The organism is Thermosipho ferrireducens (assembly GCF_017358165.1).
GTDB lineage: Bacteria > Thermotogota > Thermotogae > Thermotogales > Fervidobacteriaceae > Thermosipho_B > Thermosipho_B ferrireducens.
The window spans coordinates 676,276-695,864 of the sequence record NZ_CP071446.1 but is presented as its reverse complement, the minus strand read 5'-3'; the positions used below and the strand labels follow the sequence as shown (position 1 = coordinate 695,864).

At 33.5% G+C, this 19,589-nt stretch carries 18 protein-coding genes; 14 read left to right on the top strand and 4 right to left on the bottom strand.

Translation table 11 applies throughout. From position 1 onward, the window contains the following. The first annotated feature begins 11 nt into the window (after window positions 1–11). The 11 genes from JYK00_RS03455 to JYK00_RS03405 all read left to right on the top strand — a co-directional run bounded on the left by JYK00_RS03455 (window position 12) and on the right by JYK00_RS03405 (window position 11,950). Window positions 12–1,145, top strand: coding sequence for an alanyl-tRNA editing protein (locus tag JYK00_RS03455; protein ID WP_207567298.1), 1,134 nt, complete (start codon window positions 12–14; stop codon window positions 1,143–1,145). Window positions 1,146–1,151: 6 nt separating this feature from the next. After that, a complete protein-coding gene (locus JYK00_RS03450; RefSeq protein ID WP_207567297.1) occupies window positions 1,152–2,366 on the top strand; it encodes a hypothetical protein in 1,215 nt (404 codons plus the stop codon). A gap of 26 nt (window positions 2,367–2,392) precedes the next feature. Next, entirely contained in the window at window positions 2,393–3,814 is a 1,422-nt protein-coding gene (gene gatA / locus JYK00_RS03445; protein WP_207567296.1) for an Asp-tRNA(Asn)/Glu-tRNA(Gln) amidotransferase subunit GatA, read from the top strand. Then, window positions 3,811–5,241 carry an Asp-tRNA(Asn)/Glu-tRNA(Gln) amidotransferase subunit GatB gene (gene gatB / locus JYK00_RS03440; RefSeq protein ID WP_207567295.1) on the top strand — a complete coding sequence of 477 codons (1,431 nt, stop codon included), beginning with the start codon at window positions 3,811–3,813 and terminating at the stop codon, window positions 5,239–5,241. The genes gatA and gatB overlap by 4 nt, the downstream gene beginning before the upstream one ends. Window positions 5,242–5,245: 4 nt before the next feature. After that, complete coding sequence (locus tag JYK00_RS03435) at window positions 5,246–6,034, top strand: hypothetical protein (protein WP_207567294.1); 789 nt, start codon at window positions 5,246–5,248, stop codon at window positions 6,032–6,034. After that, window positions 6,003–7,130 (top strand): radical SAM family heme chaperone HemW, encoded by a 1,128-nt coding sequence (hemW, locus tag JYK00_RS03430; RefSeq protein WP_207567293.1) that lies wholly within the window; start codon window positions 6,003–6,005, stop codon window positions 7,128–7,130. The genes JYK00_RS03435 and hemW overlap by 32 nt, the downstream gene beginning before the upstream one ends. Beyond that, window positions 7,120–8,193, top strand: a complete 1,074-nt coding sequence (locus tag JYK00_RS03425; protein WP_207567292.1) for an FtsW/RodA/SpoVE family cell cycle protein — start codon at window positions 7,120–7,122, stop codon at window positions 8,191–8,193. The genes hemW and JYK00_RS03425 overlap by 11 nt, the downstream gene beginning before the upstream one ends. A gap of 43 nt (window positions 8,194–8,236) precedes the next feature. Next, on the top strand, window positions 8,237–8,461 hold the full coding sequence (locus tag JYK00_RS03420) for a hypothetical protein (RefSeq protein WP_207567693.1): 225 nt from the start codon (window positions 8,237–8,239) through the stop codon (window positions 8,459–8,461). Between the two features lie 93 nt (window positions 8,462–8,554). Further along, window positions 8,555–9,472 carry an AAA family ATPase gene (locus tag JYK00_RS03415; RefSeq protein ID WP_207567617.1) on the top strand — a complete coding sequence of 306 codons (918 nt, stop codon included), beginning with the start codon at window positions 8,555–8,557 and terminating at the stop codon, window positions 9,470–9,472. A 2-nt stretch (window positions 9,473–9,474) separates the two neighbouring features. After that, entirely contained in the window at window positions 9,475–10,689 is a 1,215-nt protein-coding gene (locus JYK00_RS03410; RefSeq protein ID WP_207567291.1) for a DUF58 domain-containing protein, read from the top strand. After that, window positions 10,679–11,950: a hypothetical protein gene (locus JYK00_RS03405; RefSeq protein ID WP_207567290.1), complete on the top strand. Its 1,272-nt coding sequence runs from the start codon at window positions 10,679–10,681 to the stop codon at window positions 11,948–11,950. The genes JYK00_RS03410 and JYK00_RS03405 overlap by 11 nt, the downstream gene beginning before the upstream one ends. A 326-nt stretch (window positions 11,951–12,276) precedes the next feature. On the opposite strand, the gene JYK00_RS03400 is transcribed toward JYK00_RS03405, so the two are convergent. Beyond that, a complete protein-coding gene (locus JYK00_RS03400; protein ID WP_207567289.1) occupies window positions 12,277–12,831 on the bottom strand; it encodes a DUF7010 family protein in 555 nt (184 codons plus the stop codon). A gap of 213 nt (window positions 12,832–13,044) precedes the next feature. Between JYK00_RS03400 and JYK00_RS03395 the strand changes: the two genes are divergently transcribed. The 3 genes from JYK00_RS03395 to JYK00_RS03385 all read left to right on the top strand — a co-directional run bounded on the left by JYK00_RS03395 (window position 13,045) and on the right by JYK00_RS03385 (window position 16,328). Beyond that, window positions 13,045–14,298: a hypothetical protein gene (locus JYK00_RS03395; RefSeq protein WP_207567288.1), complete on the top strand. Its 1,254-nt coding sequence runs from the start codon at window positions 13,045–13,047 to the stop codon at window positions 14,296–14,298. A 391-nt stretch (window positions 14,299–14,689) separates the two neighbouring features. Further along, window positions 14,690–15,562 (top strand): CPBP family intramembrane glutamic endopeptidase, encoded by an 873-nt coding sequence (locus JYK00_RS03390; protein WP_207567287.1) that lies wholly within the window; start codon window positions 14,690–14,692, stop codon window positions 15,560–15,562. Window positions 15,563–15,575: 13 nt separating this feature from the next. Further along, window positions 15,576–16,328, top strand: a complete 753-nt coding sequence (locus JYK00_RS03385; protein ID WP_207567286.1) for an SAM-dependent methyltransferase — start codon at window positions 15,576–15,578, stop codon at window positions 16,326–16,328. Between the two features lie 334 nt (window positions 16,329–16,662). Here the strand turns inward: JYK00_RS03385 and galE are convergent, their stop codons facing one another. The 3 genes from galE to JYK00_RS03370 form a co-directional block, all read right to left on the bottom strand. Beyond that, a complete protein-coding gene (galE, locus tag JYK00_RS03380; protein WP_207567285.1) occupies window positions 16,663–17,655 on the bottom strand; it encodes a UDP-glucose 4-epimerase GalE in 993 nt (330 codons plus the stop codon). Between the two features lie 86 nt (window positions 17,656–17,741). Further along, a complete protein-coding gene (locus tag JYK00_RS03375) occupies window positions 17,742–18,725 on the bottom strand; it encodes a hypothetical protein (RefSeq protein WP_207567284.1) in 984 nt (327 codons plus the stop codon). Between the two features lie 20 nt (window positions 18,726–18,745). Further along, window positions 18,746–19,558, bottom strand: coding sequence for a formyltransferase family protein (locus JYK00_RS03370; protein WP_207567283.1), 813 nt, complete (start codon window positions 19,556–19,558; stop codon window positions 18,746–18,748). Window positions 19,559–19,589 lie beyond the last annotated feature (31 nt).

The following is a 19,589-nucleotide window of genomic DNA, read 5'->3' as shown; positions in this document are numbered from 1 at the left end:
GGGTTGACTATTTGGAAAGTTATGTAAACATACTAAAAGTAGAAAAAAAGAACAACTCATTTCTGGCATTTTCAAAAGACTCTGTTTTTTATCCCGATGGGAAAGGTGGACAGCTTGGAGACAGGGGCATGATTGGCCCTGCAAAAGTCTTAAAAGTTTTTCAAAAGGAAGATTTCTATGTTTGTGAAATTGACAAACCAATTGCCCCGGGAAAACATCAGGTTGTAATAGATATTAGAAGGCAAAAATTCATCGCTCAGCATCATACTGGACAACATATATTATCTGCTTCATTAATAGAAATAGCAGACATTCCTACTGTGAGTTTTCACATGGGTGAAGATTACTCTACAATAGATTTAGACATTCCTTTTATTGTAGATTCCGTTTTAAAAGAGGTTGAAGATAAAAGCAACGAACTAATTCAGGCATGTATTCCAGTAGAGATTCTTACATTAAATAAAGAAGATGCAAACAAACTTCCTTTAAGAAAGAGAATAAGTGAAAAGGTAAAAGAACCCATAAGAATTGTAAAAATTGACAACTTTGATTATTCCCCCTGCGGAGGTTATCATGTAAAAAATACAGGAGAAATAGGATTGATAAAAATCCTTAAAACTGAAAAGGTCAAAGGAAATTTAACAAGGTTATATTTTGTGGCAGGCAACAAAGCACTTGAATATTTTTACGAATATAACAGGATACTCAGGAAACTCTCACAGACCTTAACTTCATCAATATCGGAACTTATCCCAAGAACAGAAAAATTATTATCTGATGTAAAAACACTTTCAGCAAAAATAGATGCCCTTTCTGAAGAAATTGCAAAAACAATTGCTAAAGATCTCGCACCTTATTCCAGTGAGAACATCTTTTTTTGTGAAACAAATGAAACCGTAGCACGTTTCATCCCAAAACATTTCGGAAAAAAAGATTCTTTACTTATAATCTTTGATGGAAACAAATATCATTTTACATCAACAAACACTAAAATGTTTAAATGTGGAAAGATCATCAGAAACATTGTGGAAAATTTTGGTGGAAAAGGTGGAGGGAACGATTTCAAAGGCACTTATATTTTTTCAAAAACCATTCACGCAAATCATTTAATCGATTTTATTAAAGAACATACTATCCGGAGGTGAACTATTATGTTAAAAAAAATCATTCTTGGAATATTAATAATTTCTACCCTCATTTTCTCAAACGCTCTTGACTTTCTTCCACAAAACTATGAATTTGTTTTTTACACACCAGACATAGAGAAGCTCTACAATGCCTTTAAATCAACCAACGCAGGTGATGTGCTTGCAAACCAGCTTGGTTTAGAAAGTATGATAATAAGCATGATTCAACAACAACTCATGGCTCAAAATTATTCGTTAGACGATATTGACATTTTTAAAGAATTACTTATCGCCGGTAATAAAGACAACATCGTTTTTGTCATTGGTCCATCAAAAAATCCAGACAAAATAAAAGAAATATACGAAAATTTCACTGGGAACAGTTATCCAGAAGAAATCAATGTGATAAATGGATACTTTGTTTTTGGAAATAATTATGGAGGGGGAACTCCACCGGCAAACTTTACTGACTACCTCTCAAAAGGCTATCTGGGAGTAACCTATGTAAATATTGAAAGTGATCCTTATAAATTTAATGGTTCTGGATATATAACCTCCAATGCCGCTGAAAAAACTCTTATTTTCCATCAGGAAATAACACCGCTAAATGATGAATCAGCATCGCTTGTGGAAGAAATAAATGCCTCAAAAGGCAAAAATATAATCGCCGATCCAAATGTCGGTGGTGATTTCTTGATCTTTATAAATAGAAAACTTCCAGAGTTTCTTTACTCCCTCATAGATAGTGTAAGCATTGCTACAAAAGATGAACTTAACATAAAATCCATAGAGGAATTTGACGGAACTGCGTATCTATCCGCTGATTTTAGCCAGATAATTATAAATTCATTAAGCAATGAATTTGAAGGCCCTTACGACGTCTATGGAGTAATGTATTACCAGAACCCATCATGGGATTTATTAAGCGATGAAATATCTGATTTTGTAACCATAAATGGTGAAAAATATGGTATTATCGCAACTGAGCAGGGAACACCTATAGCCTACATAAGAATGGACAACGAAAAAATTGTATTTTACGGAAAGAATCCCGGCGAATATATTACGCCTGACAAAACATTCTTAAGTGAAAATTACGATCCAAAATATATAACAGGTCTATTCTGGAATTTATCACCTACGATATTTAATCTTTTAGGCGTTGAAACAGATTCCTACATAAAGTTCACAACTTACATAGAGGACAAAAAAATAGTTCAACATTCCGTAATGAAATAATTCAACCTTTTCTGGAGGTGTTTTAGTTGGCAAGCAGCAATGAATATAGAAAACTTTCTATAAAAGATGCTCTAAAAGCAAAAAAATCCTTTGTAAAAGATGCTATTGAAACTATCAACGAGCTGGATAAAAACATAAAGGCGTTTATAACTGTAAACGAAAACGCTCAGGACGTTCCAGGAAACTTTTCTGGAATTCCATTGGCTATCAAAGATAACATTGTAGTAAAAGAGATGAAAACCACCTGTGGTTCAAAAATACTTGAAACATTTGTTTCTCCTTATGATGCAACTGTTGTTGAAAAACTCAAAAAAGCAGGTTTTTCAATTGTTGGAAAAACAAATCTGGACGAATTTGCAATGGGTACAAGTACAGAATATTCCGCTTTTTATACAACCAGAAATCCCTGGGATTTAGATCGTGTAGCTGGGGGGAGCAGCGGGGGGTCTGCGGCCGCTGTTGCCAGCGGAGAAGTGGTGGCAGCACTGGGTAGCGATACAGGAGGTTCTATCAGGCAACCGGCCGCATTTTGCGGCGTAGTGGGATTTAAACCCACATACGGACTGGTTTCAAGATATGGATTGATTGCTTTTGCTTCATCGCTTGATCAAATCGGTCCTATAACAAAAACTGTAGAGGACGCTGCTCTTTTAACACAAATAATTTCCGGAAAGGACCCGCGTGATGCTACAACTGTTGAAAAACAAATAGACTTTTCAAAATACATTGGCAAAAATTTTAAAAACATTTGCGTTGCATACCCGGAAGAGGTTTTTGCCGAAGGAATAGATAATGAAATTGCCAGAAAATTTGAAGAATTTATCAAATTTCTGGAATCTCTTGAAATCTCTGTTAAAAAGATCAATTTTCCCGAGTTAAAATATGCTGTAGCAACATACTATATAATTGCCCCCGCAGAGGTAAGCTCAAACCTTTCAAGATTTGATGGCATACGATATGGCTTAAGAGAAGAAAAGGAAGGATTGTTAGAGACTTATCTGGAAACCAGAAAAAACGGATTTGGACCAGAGGTTATTAGAAGAATAATGATAGGAACATTTACACTCAGCGCAGCTTATTATGATGCATACTTTGAACGTGCACAAAAAGTTAGACGTAAAATTTCCAGTAAAATAAATGAAATTTTATCGAATTACGATTTTCTGATAACTCCTACCTCACCTATTACAGCTTTTAAAATTGGCGAAATAAAAGACCCTCTCGTTTACTATATGATGGATATTTTCACTATTCCAGCAAATCTCGCAGGTTTGCCAGCAATAAGTATTCCGTTCGGTTTTTCTAATAATCTGCCAGTTGGAATGCAGATTATTGGAAAGCGCTTTGATGATGCGAAAGTTCTTGGATTTGCTGATTTTATTGAGCAGACATCTCCTTACAATACAAACGGAAGATTTCCTACACCGTTAGAGGAGGAAGAAAAATGAGCTACAAACCTGTTATAGGACTTGAAATACACGTACAATTAAACACTAAAACTAAAGCTTTTTGTTCCTGTTCTTCCAATGTTTTTGAATTAGAACCAAACACAGCTATATGTCCTGTCTGTACAGGTCAACCAGGCGCTCTTCCAGTACCCTCTCTTGAAATGTTTGAATATGGAGTGCTTCTTGCAACGGCACTCAACTGTGATATTCACGAATATTCAAGATTTGATAGAAAAAATTATTTTTACCCGGATCTTCCAAAAGGTTACCAGATTACCCAATTTTTCTACCCGCTTGCCACAAATGGATACATGGAAATTAATGGAAAAAGAATACGAATAAGAAGAATCCATCTTGAAGAAGATGCTGGAAAATTATTGCATTCATCTGAAACAATAACCGAAGCTTCACATTCACTTGTTGATATGAATAGATGCGGTATTCCACTTGCAGAAATAGTTACCGAACCAGACATTGAATCTCCTCAGGAAGCAAGGGAATTTCTTGAAAAGCTGCGACAGCTTCTAAGATATATTGGTGTAAGTACCGGTGATATGGAAAAAGGCGCTCTTCGCTGTGATGCCAATATATCTGTAGTTAACACAAAAAACAAGAACCAGAGTAACAAAGTGGAAGTCAAAAATATGAACTCCTTTAAATTCGTAGAAAAAGCTTTAGAATACGAATACGACAGGATAGTAAAATTAATGGAAAAAGGAGAGGAAGTTCCTCGAGAAACGCGCGGCTGGGATTTATCCAGAAAAATCACTATTTCTATGAGAAGCAAAGAAGAAGCAAATGACTATAGATATTTCCCAGAACCAGACATTCCACCAGTTATACTCTCAGAGGAGTTCATTATGCAAGTCAAAGAAAAACTACCGGAACTTCCTGCTGAGAAATTACAGCGTTTTAAGACACAGTATTCTCTGGGAGATTATGAAGCAACCATTTTGACATCATCTCGTCAGCTCGCTGATTACTACGAAAACTGTGTAAAACAAACTCAGGATAGTAGGGAAACTGCAAACTGGATTATAACAGAACTTTTAAGATACATAACTCCCGAAGATGACTTTGGCTCTTTGAAAATTAAACCAGAACATTTCGCAGACTTATTTGCGTTAATAAAAAAAGGGGAAATCTCCAGAAACATAGCTAAAAATGTGTTTGAGCAGGTCATAAAAACTGGAGAAGCTCCTTCAAAAATAGTAGAAAATCAAGGCCTAAAAATGGTTAGTGATGAAACTCTTATAAAAACAATTTTAGAAAAAATGATAGCTGAAAATCCTGATAAAGTGGAAGCGTACAAAAATGGCAAAACTGGTCTTCTGGGATTCTTTGTAGGTGGAGTTATGAAAGAAACAAAGGGAAAAGCTGATCCAAAAGTTGTAAATAAAATTGCAAAAAAATTACTCGAGGGCTGAGAACATGAAGATTAAGATGCTAATAATTATAATTACCACTTTGATAGTAACCGTAGTATTGGGTGGTTCTTTTAGATTCTTTGATAACACAGTTATGTTATATCATGCCCCATTTGGCATGATTTTTAATGAAGATAGTTACTTTGGAATAGGTATAGGATACTCTACCAGCAAGTTTAGTTATACAGAAGCTCAAATAGGATTCTTGAAAATAAAAAAAATCTCTGAAAAATTTTTCCTTGATACAGCTATATTCGTTGGAAACATCTTTGGTGGATACGTCTCCATCGCTTATGAAAACATAAATCTTCCCATTTCTTCTCAGAATATAGAGGTATTTGTTTCAAACAATTTTTCCTTTTTTTCCAGATCTTCAAGAACTTTTTATACAATAGGTCCTCTGGTTTTAAACACTGAAAGCTTTTCTTTCAGGAAAGATCAGACCTTTTCTTACTCATTTTCCAGATATTTCCTCAAATATGGAACATATTCAGGCTACTACATAAGCATAAACAACTCTCACATGATTGGGTATTTATATCCATTAGATCGTTCTCTTGAAGAAGGGGTACTCATAGGAATTGGAACCAGAGATTTTTCCCAATTACTGATCAATGGTGGTATTAGAAAATTTTTCAAACTAAACGAGTTTAGAGGATTCTCTTATATTTATTCATATTATGATAACAGCAACAATTCTTTTAATTTCTTCGGAGGCATCAAATTTCTTGCTCCTTTGAAAGGGGATCTAATAATAGATAATGGCAAAGTCTCTTTCAGAATTAGTTGGTGATAAAAAAAAGATATCTTTATATATCCACGTTCCATTCTGTAAGCAAAAATGCTTATATTGTGATTTTGTAAGTTACACTTACGGAAGTGTAGAGAATTACTTTGAAGCATTAGTTCATGAATTGATGCTTTACAATAATGTTCTTAAGCGCGGTATAAAAACACTGTATTTTGGAGGAGGAACACCAAGCTTTGTAAATGAGCATTATATAGAAAAAATAGTCAAACACCTCAGCCAATATCTTTTCCTTGAAGAATTCACAATAGAAGTGAACCCTGATTCGTTCGATAAAGAAAAAGCAAAAATCTACAAAGAAATTGGTGTCAATAGAATTAGTCTTGGACTGCAATCACTCGATGACATTGTTTTAAAAAAAGCCGGAAGGATACATACCGCAGATCAGGCAATTAAAGCTTACGAGCTTGCAAATCAGTATTACGAAGTAGTTAACGTGGATTTTATCCTCGGCCTCCCTGGAGAAAGCTGGAGTAGCATAGAAAGAACCGTGGAATTTGTAGAAAAATATAAACCCGAGCATTTATCAATTTATATATTAGAACTGCACGAAAATACTCCATTAGTAAAAACATACAAAAAATTGAAAAATGAAACTTATGACTATCACGACGCTCTTCTGGAATTTTTAGAATCTGTGGGGTACGAACGATACGAAATATCAAACTTCTCTTTAAACAAAAACTATTGCAAACATAATCTGGTTTACTGGGCAAACCTTGATTACATTGGGGTTGGTCTATCTGCTGGAGGTCATGTCGAAAGAATTAGATATAACAATGTTTCAAGCTTTCAAAAATACTATGAGAAAATTAGAAAAAATGAAAAGCCTGTAGAATACTTCTCAAAAAATAATTCCGAAAAAGAAACTCTCGAAAGTATTTTTATGATGCTTAGAACAAAGTGGGGAATTGACAGAAGTTTATTACCGGATCTTCCAAAGTTAGAAACATTGTTAAAGTTTTTATCATCGCAATTTGAATTTTTCGATGGAAATAAACTTTCAAAAAACGGCATGGATCAATCAAATGCTTTTTTTGGTGAGCTTTTGAAGCTCTGGGAGGAATTCTATGAGGCATAATATGACAATTATGTTATTCACAATTTTGATATTATTCTCTATAGGTTCTATCGCATTATACAGTTTAAGTTTTGCCAGAGAATATTATTTATCCATGAACTCAAATGTTTTTACAAAATATATTACTTACATTATTTTAGGAACTTTTGCTTTACTCATCTTTATTTACTTTACCCCCAAAAATCTTGAAAAATATTACATGTTATTTTACATTTTATCCGTAGTTCTTTTGATTTTCCCGTTATTTTTTCGACCGATTAACGGCGCAAGAAGGTGGATAATATTTGGAGAAAGCACTTTTCAATCTTCAGAACTTTCAAAAATTTTCCTGCTCCTTTTTTACGCAACTTATATTAAAAAAAATTCCCAGAAAATGTCTTCGTTTTCTCATGGCCTGATAATACCTTTGCTTTTATTAATACCTCATATTTCCTTGCTAATCGCTGAACCTGATTTAAGTACATCTGTTCTTATATTTCTTACTATATTATCTCTTCTTTACTTTGGTGGAGCAAAATTACTTGGGATCTTAAGCATCCTTGGTTCTATGGGAGGTCTTGCAATATTTTCTATAAAATACGGTTTCCTTCACTCGTACCAATTATCCAGACTAAAAAATTTCTTAGAAGGACAGATTTCATGGCAACTTCAAACTGCGTTAAATGCTATTAAAAGTGGTGGAATAATTGGATCAGGACCAGCACTTGGTACACTTTACATTAAAGTTCCTGCTGCTGAATCTGATTTTATTCTGGCAATTGTTGGTGAGACACTCGGATACATTGGCATATTTGTGTTAATCTCAAGCTATATAGTTCTTGCCTTCTCACTCATCAGAGTTTCAGGGGAAATAAAGAACGATATCCTTCGATACTTTACATGGGGGTATGCAACATTAATGTTATTTCATGTGGTCTTTAACGTAGGAGTTGTAAGCGGCGTTTTTCCTGTAACGGGAATACCTCTGCCATTTGTAAGTTCTGGTGGAAGTGCTCTTTTGTCTTTTTTAAGCGGACTTGGTATAATTATCTCAGGAATACTAAATTATCAACAAGAAATTTAACATTAAACCCATTTTTGACGTTAAAAGAATGGGAGGTGATAATTTGAGAGTAAACGGTATAAATAACATGAATTATTATCCAATAAGACAAACATCAGCTGCTACACCTGCTAACCAGTCCCCACAGAGCAATCAAACAGTAATGAGTAAAGAACAGATGGCCCAATTATTGAGCTTCATGACTTATCAGCAAAACAAAATGAATTTAAAGCTTGTACGTATAGCAGGTGAACTATTTGCTGGAAAAAGTATTGACCAAATAGTTTGAGTTTCTACAAAAGTTTACAAAGTAATTGCGGGGACCATCCCCGCAATTACTTTAAAAAATAATAAAATTAATATTAGGAGGACTAATATGAGCATTTTCAATAAAATAAAAGAGAATATAGAAAAAGTCATCAAAGGAAAGGAAGAAAAAATAAAAATATTACTAACTGCGCTACTTGCACAAGGGCACGTTCTCATTGAAGACGTTCCAGGTGTTGGAAAAACCATGCTTGCTAAAGCTATAGCTAAAACATTTGATTTAAAATTCAAAAGGATTCAATTTACTCCTGACTTACTTCCAACAGATTTAACAGGCCTTTATATTTATAATAAAAATTCCGACAATTTTACTTTCAAACCAGGTCCAATATTTACTGATGTGCTGCTTGCAGATGAAATAAATAGAGCCACCCCCAGAACTCAATCAGCTTTACTTGAAGCTATGGAAGAAAAACAGGTTACCATAGATGGTAAATCACATAAACTCTCAAATCTCTTTTTCACAATAGCCACACAAAATCCTATAGAGTCTGAAGGAACATTTCCTCTTCCAGAGGCACAACTCGATCGCTTTATAATAAAACTGTCTATGGGATACCCGGATTTTAACAACGAAATAGAAATGTTAAAGTCTCAGGAACAAACACACCCTATAGAGCAACTAAAACCCATCATCAATTCCGAAGAGCTTAACCTACATATAAAAAATACAAAGTTAATTACAATCAGCGATTCTATTTTTAAATATATTGTTAGAATAACAGAAGCAACACGAAATCATCCATCAGTTGAAATAGGCGCAAGCCCAAGAGCTTCTATTGCCTTAATGAAAATGGCACGCGCTTTTGCTTATCTGGATTCACGAGATTTTGTACTTCCCGATGATGTAAAAACAGTAGCACCCTTTGTATTAACTCATAGGCTCATATTAACTATTGAAGCAAAAATAAAAAGAGAAAAGAAAAGTGATATTATAGAAGAAATTCTTGATACAGTAAAGGTTGTTGAGTAAAATTGGAGATAAAAAATGAAAAACTCTTACTCATCAGTATAGTAATTCTTATTATAAATTTTTTCTTCATAAACAGCTATATTTTAGCTGTGGATATTTTGATCCTGATAGAATGGTTTTATTTTTTAAGCACGATAAACGCTTTCAAAAAAATAAAGTTAACACTTTCTTTTAAAAAATCCCGTACCCTTATAAATCAACCCGTTGAAATTATCATAAAATTTGAAAACACATCAAAAAAAGTTTACGCAGATCTCTCCATTCCAGAAATTGGAAAAAACATTCCTCAAATTGAAATAAACAGGGACCTAACAGAAATAAAAATAATTCATTCTTATCACACTCGAGGAAAAAAGATCATAAAATACGCTTTTTTGAGTGTAAAACATCCTTTTTTCAAAATATTAAAAAAATATGAATTCAACGCCCAGATTCTTGTTTTTCCTGATTTAGAATATTCCATCTTTAACAAAGAACTACTTCGCGAACTGATTCCAAATAAACTTAGCAAAATAAAACTTTTAGAGGATCCATCTTACATCACTGGTATAAGAGAATACAGAAATGATCCTCTAAATAAAATCCACTGGAAATTATCAGCAAAACACAGAAACCTACTTGTGAAAAATTACGATTATACATCACAGGGACGCCTTTATATCACTTTACTTTTAAATCTTCACACTGAAATTTTCTCAAGAAACGCCTGGAAACCAATACTTTCAAAATATGTCGAAGATACAATTCGGGGAACAGCAGGAATAATAAAACATACACTTGACAACAAAATCCCCGTAAAACTCCTTATAGACTCGAAAAATGGTATTCTAAAATCTTCATCAGGAGACTGGGTTGACCATTTTGAATTACTCGCACAATCGTATGGTTCAATCAAAACATTCCACGAAAAAATTTATACCATTACAGAAAAAGAAATACAATTTAACGATACATTCTTATTAATAACAATGTATCTAACATTAAAAGATCTCCCACATTTAATGAAAATACGACAAAAGTGCTCTAAAGTACTTGTCTTTGTCATGCCTTTTGGATATCGTCAGAGAAACTCCAAAAAGTTTAAATCTTACTTAAGTATTCCAACCGACATTATGGAAATAGAAAAGCAAATGGCTATTTTACGAGAAAATCATATATATGTACAGGTGTGGGAAGAAAATCTCGCATTCCAGGAGGGAATAGAACTTGTTCCTTAAAATAATAAATTCATTAATAATCATACTATTTTCATTGTCTTTCTGGAAAGTTAATTTAACAACAATTATAATAACATCTCTATTGATACTCTTACTCTTTTATAAAAAAAGAACATTTCCTTACATCATTATTGTTGGAATCACCTCCGTATTATTTAAAAATCCCATTCCAGCGTTATTATCTTTTGGATATGCAATTTTAAAAGATAAAAAACTTGATTTTCTTATTCTCATATCATATTTAATTGCTATTTCATTTTTTCCAGATGACTCGAATATAATATACGCATTAATAATTATTCTGATTTATTCACTTAAAGAAAAAAAACTTGCATATCTTTTTGTAATCATTGCTCTAATTACACCCATCTCTCTAAAGCCATATGAATCTATTAAAAATACTCATCCAGTATCTACCAGGCAAGAAGTAAATTTTGAATCCTCAACACAATCTTTGCAAAATCAGGCCATAAATTCAGAACCAAAAAATTTTCAACAAAATCAGCAAACTACCCAGAAAACAGACTTAGAAATCAAAACAGGTAACTCGGACATTATCTTCTACATATTCACATTAATTAGTGGAGTTGTAACACTATTAGTGCTTTTCAAAGGAATAGTAAAACCTTCAAAAAGTGTATTATTATATATATTTCTCATAACTTCTTTTATATCGATCCTGTTTTTAATATACATTCCTAAAATATCCAAAAATTTACCTTATCAGCAAAATCATCAACAGGAACTTACAGAAAGTAATTCCTTAACTGACAATCCATTCCCTCCCGAACATAAATCAAATCAAACTTATGATTCAAATACTCGCTCCCTTTATATAAACCTTACATGGGTATTCAAAATAATCATACCCGCGTTATTTGCAATAATCGCTATTTACACAGGGGTCAAATTATTATATTATTCAGATATAGAAAAAGAAATTGTCCAAAAAAATGCAGAAGAAAAAATGAAAGTCTGGCAAAGTAAAGATTCTCTTGAGGAATTACTGCAACTTAAAGGAGTGGAGCTTGTCAGAAGAGCTTATATTTACCTGCGGGCAAAAGTATTTAAAAATTTTCAGCACCTTACTCCAATAGAACTTGCAAGAGTCATTCAAACTCCTGACCTTGACTATATAACCAGGTTATTTATAAACCTCGAATATGCCAGGAAAGCAATAAAAATAAATTCAGAAGAGTTCAAAAATAAACTTTTAGCCATTGTAAATCAAAAATCTATATCTTCTCGTTCCCCGGAATGATTTAAAAATGAATCTTCCATCCCGAGTAAACGTGAGGGAAATGTCATCCTGGGCGTAGCGAAGGATTTTACTCTTTACCAATTCCGCCAACACTCGCTAACTTCGCCGTTTTTTGTCATTCCGAACGTATGTGAGGGGGATGTCATCCCGAGGAATGTAATGACGAGGGATCTTATTTCACCAATCTCGCCACCTCGCAAGATCCTTCGTCGTTTCACTCCTCAGGACAGGCCTTGCCAACTCTCGCTAATTATAAGATTCCTCGTCGCGTGCGCTCCTCGGAATGACACAGGCAGGGACTAATCTCGCCAACCTCACCGATTTTGTTAACTCTTACTAATTCTTTCCTTTCTCATATAATCCTTATACAAAAGTACTACAAGTATAACCAGAAAAGATATCATAAACAGGGGAATAATCCACAAAGTTTCAACATCTGTTCTAAGTCCAATAAGCAAAATTGACACCGACATAAAAATTGACATTATCATATAAACCTTAGTATTGTAATACCAACCGTAAGGAAAAAGATGCGCACTTGTTATTATTCCAAGAAAAATAATCATTTCTTCAGGTCTTCTTATCATCGCCCAAACTACTATTGGATAATACACAAGCTGGGCTATATTCAAATAAAATCCTAAAATAGAGAGAGGATTACTATCAACTTTCCACTGCGCTTTGAAAAGTTTGGAAAAAGCCATAGCAAGAGGAAATAACAACGCCGTTGACCATAAAATTAAAGAATTTTTCGTCTCAAGTGTAAATTTTGAAACCAATATCATAAGCATAACAGCCCACACCACAACAGCTGATGACAAAAACGCCACACCGTTTTTACATTTTACGGATAATTCTTCTTTAAGCTCTTTCAAATTCATACAACAGCCCCCTTCTGAGTATTTGTTATATATTTCACTACCCGCAATAAATATTACGTAAATTTTAACATGATCTTATTTTACTGTCAATCGATGAATCTTGTTGGAATGTTCCATAGTAAACTAACACTATATGCTTAGGTGTTGATATAATATCATTATTAAATTTTGTTGTATGTCTAAATATATTAAATACACTAAGGAGGTTGTTTCATGAATTTGAAAAACAAAAAGAGTATCATTAAAACACTTAAAACTGTATATGAAAAAATAAATAGTGGCAAACTCTCTCAATACTGGGAAAATTTTTCTCCACTTCCAATAGCTTTTTATAACGATTCTCACGTATACATCATAGGACTTGATAAACCACCTGAAAATTTTGAAGAAGAACAGGGTGTGTTCGTAGGACCATGGAATGAACGTTTTGTTGGTAATACCGCTATCAATTATAACGGAAAGTATATAGGTATCTGGGATTTATCAACCGTTGAAGAATTTGAAACATTTGCTTTTTTTTATTCAAAAATAGTCCATGAGATTTTCCATGGTTTTCAATTTTTAAACAATGATAAAAGATTCGCCAATGAATTCCTTGCCTTTCAATATCCATACACACCAGAAAACATTTCTTTAAGAATCCTTGAGAGAAAATATCTTCTAAAGGCCGTTTTTGAAAATAATAAGAAATTAAAAATGGAAAATCTGCAAAAATTTGTTATTTACAGAGAAAAAAGACGGGAACTAATAGGCAGTTTCTTAGACTATGAACTCGGATTAGAGAGCATGGAAGGAACAGCTATGTATGTAGAATACAGGGGGTTACTCGACGAAAGTAATTTACCAAAAGATTTCATAATCGCATTATTTGGCCAAAATTTAGCAAAAGTTAAAGATTTAAGCAATTTTAGAGCAAGTTGTTATTCTTCTGGTATGTATATTTCCCTGATTCTTGATTACATAACACCAGATTGGAAAACAAATTACACTACTTCACAAAAATACCTTTATAATTTTCTTCTTGACAACATAAACTTTCCAATTAAACATAAAGATTTACATGTAGATGAACAAACAAAAGAGTTAGCACAAAGACTTATAGAAAAGTATCGAAATTCTATTAATAAAGCTTTTGAAACTTTTGAAAAAAATAGTGGCCATAAAATCATTTTAGAAGGAAATTTCAACCTGGCAGGATTCGACCCTATGAACATTATAAAACAAGGCAACAAACTTTTGCATAAAAACTTTTTAAAAGTCAAGTTGAAAGGAAAAGAACTATTTATAAAAGGACCTGTTATGTCTGAACTGGAAAATGAAATCTGGCAATACAAAAAAATTATTTTCTTTTCAAACAAGAAGCCAGAAATAACAAGCGAAAAAAATATCATGATCGAGGAGCTTGGTAACATTCAAGGAAATCTAATTAAAACCAAAAATGAAGTCATTATAAAACTAAATACTTGAGACATATACATAACCCTGTCCTCTTACGTAAAATGATATTTAAAAAAATCTTCCTTTATTATCATTCTGAACAAATGTGAGGAGGATGTCATCTTGAGAAGCGGGAAGGCAAAGGATCTTATTTTACTAACTCTCGCATGATCTTTCCTCGTTTCACTCCTCAGGACAGGCCTTGCCAACCTCGCTAATTCTCGCTAATTAAAAGATTCCTCACCCTTCGGGTTCGGAATGACATGAGTGGGGTAAGATTCCTCGTCGCGTGCGCTCCTCGGAATGACACCCTTTTTCGTGTCATCCCGAGGAATGTAATGACAAGGGATCTTATTTCACTAACCTTGCCAACTCTCGCCAAATATATGTTATAATCATAAAAAATCATAAGGAGTATTCTATGTTAAATTCTCTGCAAAAATCAAATAAAGTAACTATTAAAATTTATGAAAATTCAAATCCCTGGATATTCTTCATCCTTACGCTGAGCATTTCGTGGTTTTTCTGGATGTGGATTATATTATCAGGCTGGAACGTCTGGAAAGTTCCGGGAATAATATTTGGAGCTTTAGGATTATTTGGTCCAACATTTGCAGAAATTTTTCTTATTTCTAAAAGTAACAATAAAGAACGCTGGAAAGACTACTGGCACCGCGTGTTCTCTTTCAAACAGATTGGAAAAAAATGGTTTTTGATAATTATAATAATCTTCCCTTTAATACATGCCATTATTACTCTGGCAAGTCTCATCACAGGAACACACCTGCCTTCATTTGAAACTGCTAAAAATTTAATATCAAATCCCTGGAAAATTCTGCCGTTCGCCATATTTGTTTTGCTTTTTGGGCCAATCCCTGAAGAACTGGGCTGGCGCGGTTATGCTTTAGATGGATTGCAAACAAAATACAATGCACTTGTCTCGAGCTTTATTTTAGGAACTGTGTGGTCTTTCTGGCATATCCCGCTCTTTTTTATAAAAGGCACCTTCCAGTATGAACAGCTAAAATTCGGTACATTAGATTTCTGGTTATACATACTCGGACCAATTATTATTTCTATTCTCTTTACATGGATTTACAATAATACCAACCGTAGTACATTGTCCGCTATACTTTTCCACTTTACTATTAACTTTACAGGCGAACTTATCCCATTAACCGAACGTGGAAGAATTTATAGTCTTATATTAATAACATTACTATCAATAGTAATAGTTATCACTATGGATCCAAAAACATTGGCAGAAAAAGCGATCAAAATCAGTGAAATATGAAGGAGGATTTAAGATGGCAAAAAATTTAACAAATATTCTATACAATGAGAAATTCCCTTTGTCCAATAAATATAATCCTGAATGGATTCTTGAAAATTCAATGGGCCCCAATGTTTTATGGTTAACTGAATGGCTTTGCAAAAAAATAGATCTAAAACCCAACATGAGAGTTCTTGATCTGGGAAGTGGAAAAGCAATCTCAAGCATATTTCTTGCTAAAGAGTTTGGAGTAAAAGTATGGTCATACGACCTCTGGATTAACCCCACGGACAACTGGAAAAGAATTATAGAAGAAGGTGTTAAAGATATGGTATTCCCAATCCAGGGCGATGCAAGAAACATGCCTTTTGCTGAGAACTTTTTTGATGCAATTATCTGCATTGATTCGTACATCTATTTTGGAACAGACGATTTGTACTTAAATTATTTACAAAAATTTCTTTCTCCAGGAGGAATTATTGGAATAGTTGTCCCGGGGTTAATGAAAGATTTTGAGAATGGCATACCAGAACATTTAAAAAATTTCTGGGGACAGGATTGCTGGAGCTGGCATACAGTTGACTGGTGGAAAAAGTTATGGGATAGAACTGGCTTAGTAGAAATAAAAGTAGCCGACACAATGCCAGACGGATGTAATTTGTATGTTCAATGGAAAGAGGCCCAGGACTTCACGGGCAAAAATCCGTGGCCTGAAGATACAGCTATTTTAAAAAAAGATGCAGGAGAATATGTGGGATTCATCAGGCTCGTTGCAAAAAAACTTTAAAAAATTAATTTTTAATTTCTCACCTTATTAAAAATATTCTCATTTTTTACCAGCTCCACTAATTACAAGATTCCTCGTCACTGCGTTTCTCGAAATAACAATCCTTTTCCCTGTCATTCCGAGCAAAGCGAGGAATCTTGTTTTTTTTCCCAAATCTCGCATGATCCTTCCTCGTTTCACTCCTCAGGACAGGCCTTGCCAACCTCGCTAACTCTCGCTAATTATAAGATTCCTCACCCTTCGGGTTCGGAATGACAAAAAAAGGAGGTCATCCCGAGGAATGTAATGACAAGGGATCTTATTTCACTAACCTTGCCAACTCTCGCCAACCTCGCTAACCTCGCCAATATTGCCAACTTTCGCCAATCCTGCTATGCCATTTCCAGGCAGTTAATATTATCTCATCCAGAGAATATTTTGTTTTCCATCCAAGTATTTCTTTTGCTTTTGTACTGTCTGCTACTAAGTACGCAGGATCTCCCGGTCTTCTATCTGCTTCGACTACTCTAAAATCTTTTTTTGTAACTTTTTTAACTGTCTCTATAACTTCACGAACAGAATATCCTTCACCACTCCCCAGATTAAAATAATTCGTCTCTCCGCCATCAAGTAAATACTCCAAGCCTCTTACATGAGCCTCTGCTAAGTCATTTACATGAACAAAATCTCTTATACACGTCCCATCTTTTGTATTATAATCTGTTCCAAATATTTTTATACTATCTCTTTTGCCAAGAGCTGCATCTAAAATTAACGGAATCAAATGTGTTTCTGGTTGGTGTGCCTCACCTATCTCTCCATCTGGATCAGCCCCTGCTGCATTAAAATACCTAAAACAAATGCTATTTAAACCGTACGCTTTATCATAATCCTCAAGAATATGCTCTACCATTAATTTACTTTTTCCATACGGATTTATTGGCATTTTTCTGTCATCTTCTTTTATTGGAATCTTTTCAGGAATTCCATAAACGGCTGCAGTGGATGAAAAGATAAATTTGTTTACATTATTTTGCCTCATAGCTTCTAACAATTTTAATGTATTTCCCACATTATTTTCATAATACTTCTGGGGATCAACAACTGATTCAGCTACTTCTATAAAAGCACAGAAATGCATAACAGCATCAATTTTATAATGTTTAAATATATTATCCAGAAGTCTTACATCCCCTATATCTCCTGGTATAAATTCTCCCCACTTTGCAAATTCCCTATAACCACGAGAAAGATTATCATAAACAACAACTTCGTAACCTTTTTTATAAAGTATTTTACACACATGCGAACCTATATACCCCGCCCCACCTGCAACTAATATGGCCACATTTGTTCCTCCCTTCAATATTTCTTTCAATTTTATCCTTTAGACAACTCTCGCCAAGCTCTCGCTAACCTCGCTACTAACCCCTTTCATTTAAATCGTTTTAAAGCAGCTCCTAACATATCCCCCGCAGAATTTTTACCAGAATCATACAACTCCTGATATATCTTTAAATACCTATTTGAATTAAATTGTTTCAAATCATAACTTAACTTTTTGTCCAATACTATAGAATTGTAAAACTGCGCAAGACATTCATACGCCATATAAAACTCCTGAAATTTTTTTATCTCGGTTTGAGCCGGTTCTTCATGATTGGAAATAAACTTTTTTATTATAGGAAGACCAAAATCTATCAATATATGCGTACCAACTTCGTGACTTACAAAATCAATAAGCCATCCTAAATCTGTAGCATAATAAAAGACATTCCTATCATAACCAAGAGAATTTGCATTTGGTCCTCCTTCTATTGAAGAAACAAGAACTATCTGATACTTATCGAATTTAAAATTAAGTTTTGTTATATTTTCCCAGCGCTCTATAAGATTCAGCATTTCAAGTTCTCGATTTATAATTTCTGCTTTCTCTTGAAGTTTTTTACTTTCATCTGGCCAAACCAATGACTCATATGCGGAAAAATTTTTTACATAAATTAATCCCATTTTTTCTATAAACTTTGCCTTGTTCTTTATTTTCTCAAACCATATGGAATCAATTTCAGGAAACCAATATTTTCTCTTTTCTATATGAACTTCATACTCTTTCAAAAAATCATTTTTACTATCTTCTCTCAAACCTCTAACTAACAATTTGAAATACTTTTCTAATTTTTCCTTAGAATCCAGATTAAGGTATGCCGGAAAAAAGATTAACGGATCAACAAGTTCGGAAGCAGCTCCATTTTGAAAAGTCAAAAATTCTCTGTTTTCTTTAAGAAATTTTAAGTCTTCTGAATCTATAGTGCTAACATACTTTTTAGTATAATCGTTTTGAAAATTCACACCGGATACTGTTAGAACATGAAATATATAGTTTACACCTTTTTCTACTGTTGCAACTACCCTTTTCAAAAACACCACCCTTTCTAACGCTATTCTACGCTGTATCTCTCTAACTTTATATACAATTTGTTTCTATATTTTATATAAATCACATCTCCTTCTTTAATTAAATTTTCTTTCTTTCCTTCAAAAATAACAAATGAAAGCTTTTTAATCCTAAAGATTTTACCTTTGTATTCCAAAATTGCTCCATTATACGTTTCTTGAGAACGCACTTTATTGTAAATAACTGACGGAGAGTCGGTAGATAAATCTATATAAAAATCCTCTTTTTTTACTCTTCTATAATACTTTCCTCCACTTATCTTTTTTGATTCTTTTTTCCCGGATAAAAACAAGCTTAGATCCGATAACAAATCTTTTATATGTTCCATCAAACTCAAATATAAATCTTTTGTGTTCATCCAATAATAATATGGCACCTTAATCTGAGATATTATTTCTCCCTCATCTATTTTCTCACTAATTTTGTGCAATGTTATTCCCACAATTCTTTCATTGAGTACTGTTTGCCAGTATAGGGGATTCCTTCCCCTATAGTCCGGTAAATAGCTTGGATGAATGTTGTATATTTCTTTTTCCTGATTTATTTTGTCCACCGGTATAATAATTCCAAAATTTCCCATAATAAAAATATTTATTTTCAACTTATTTATAATTTTCACAACGTCTTCTTTAGAACTGACAAAAAATATAGGCAATGCTCTTGCCAATGAATAAGTAAAAATTTTTTTATTCCTCATTTTACTTTCACTGATTATCCCTTTTAAAGAAAAACCTTCATGACAATAAATATAATCTGCGATAATATCGTCATTTCCTATGTATATTACGTCTATCATGGAACTCCTCCTGAAAACTTTTACAAGCGCA

Bases quoted from the DNA above. Each gene is read 5' to 3' on its own strand.
- JYK00_RS03400 (WP_207567289.1), bottom strand. From the start codon at position 12,831: ATGAATTTGAAAGAGCTTAAAGAAGAATTATCCGTAAAATGTAAAAAC.
- JYK00_RS03395 (WP_207567288.1), top strand. From the start codon at position 13,045: ATGAATTTGAAAAACAAAAAGAGTATCATTAAAACACTTAAAACTGTA.
- hemW (WP_207567293.1), top strand. From the start codon at position 6,003: ATGGCAAAGTCTCTTTCAGAATTAGTTGGTGATAAAAAAAAGATATCT.
- gatB (WP_207567295.1), top strand. From the start codon at position 3,811: ATGAGCTACAAACCTGTTATAGGACTTGAAATACACGTACAATTAAAC.
- JYK00_RS03435 (WP_207567294.1), top strand. From the start codon at position 5,246: ATGAAGATTAAGATGCTAATAATTATAATTACCACTTTGATAGTAACC.
- JYK00_RS03390 (WP_207567287.1), top strand. From the start codon at position 14,690: ATGTTAAATTCTCTGCAAAAATCAAATAAAGTAACTATTAAAATTTAT.
- JYK00_RS03370 (WP_207567283.1), bottom strand. From the start codon at position 19,558: ATGATAGACGTAATATACATAGGAAATGACGATATTATCGCAGATTAT.
- JYK00_RS03450 (WP_207567297.1), top strand. From the start codon at position 1,152: ATGTTAAAAAAAATCATTCTTGGAATATTAATAATTTCTACCCTCATT.
- JYK00_RS03385 (WP_207567286.1), top strand. From the start codon at position 15,576: ATGGCAAAAAATTTAACAAATATTCTATACAATGAGAAATTCCCTTTG.
- JYK00_RS03425 (WP_207567292.1), top strand. From the start codon at position 7,120: ATGAGGCATAATATGACAATTATGTTATTCACAATTTTGATATTATTC.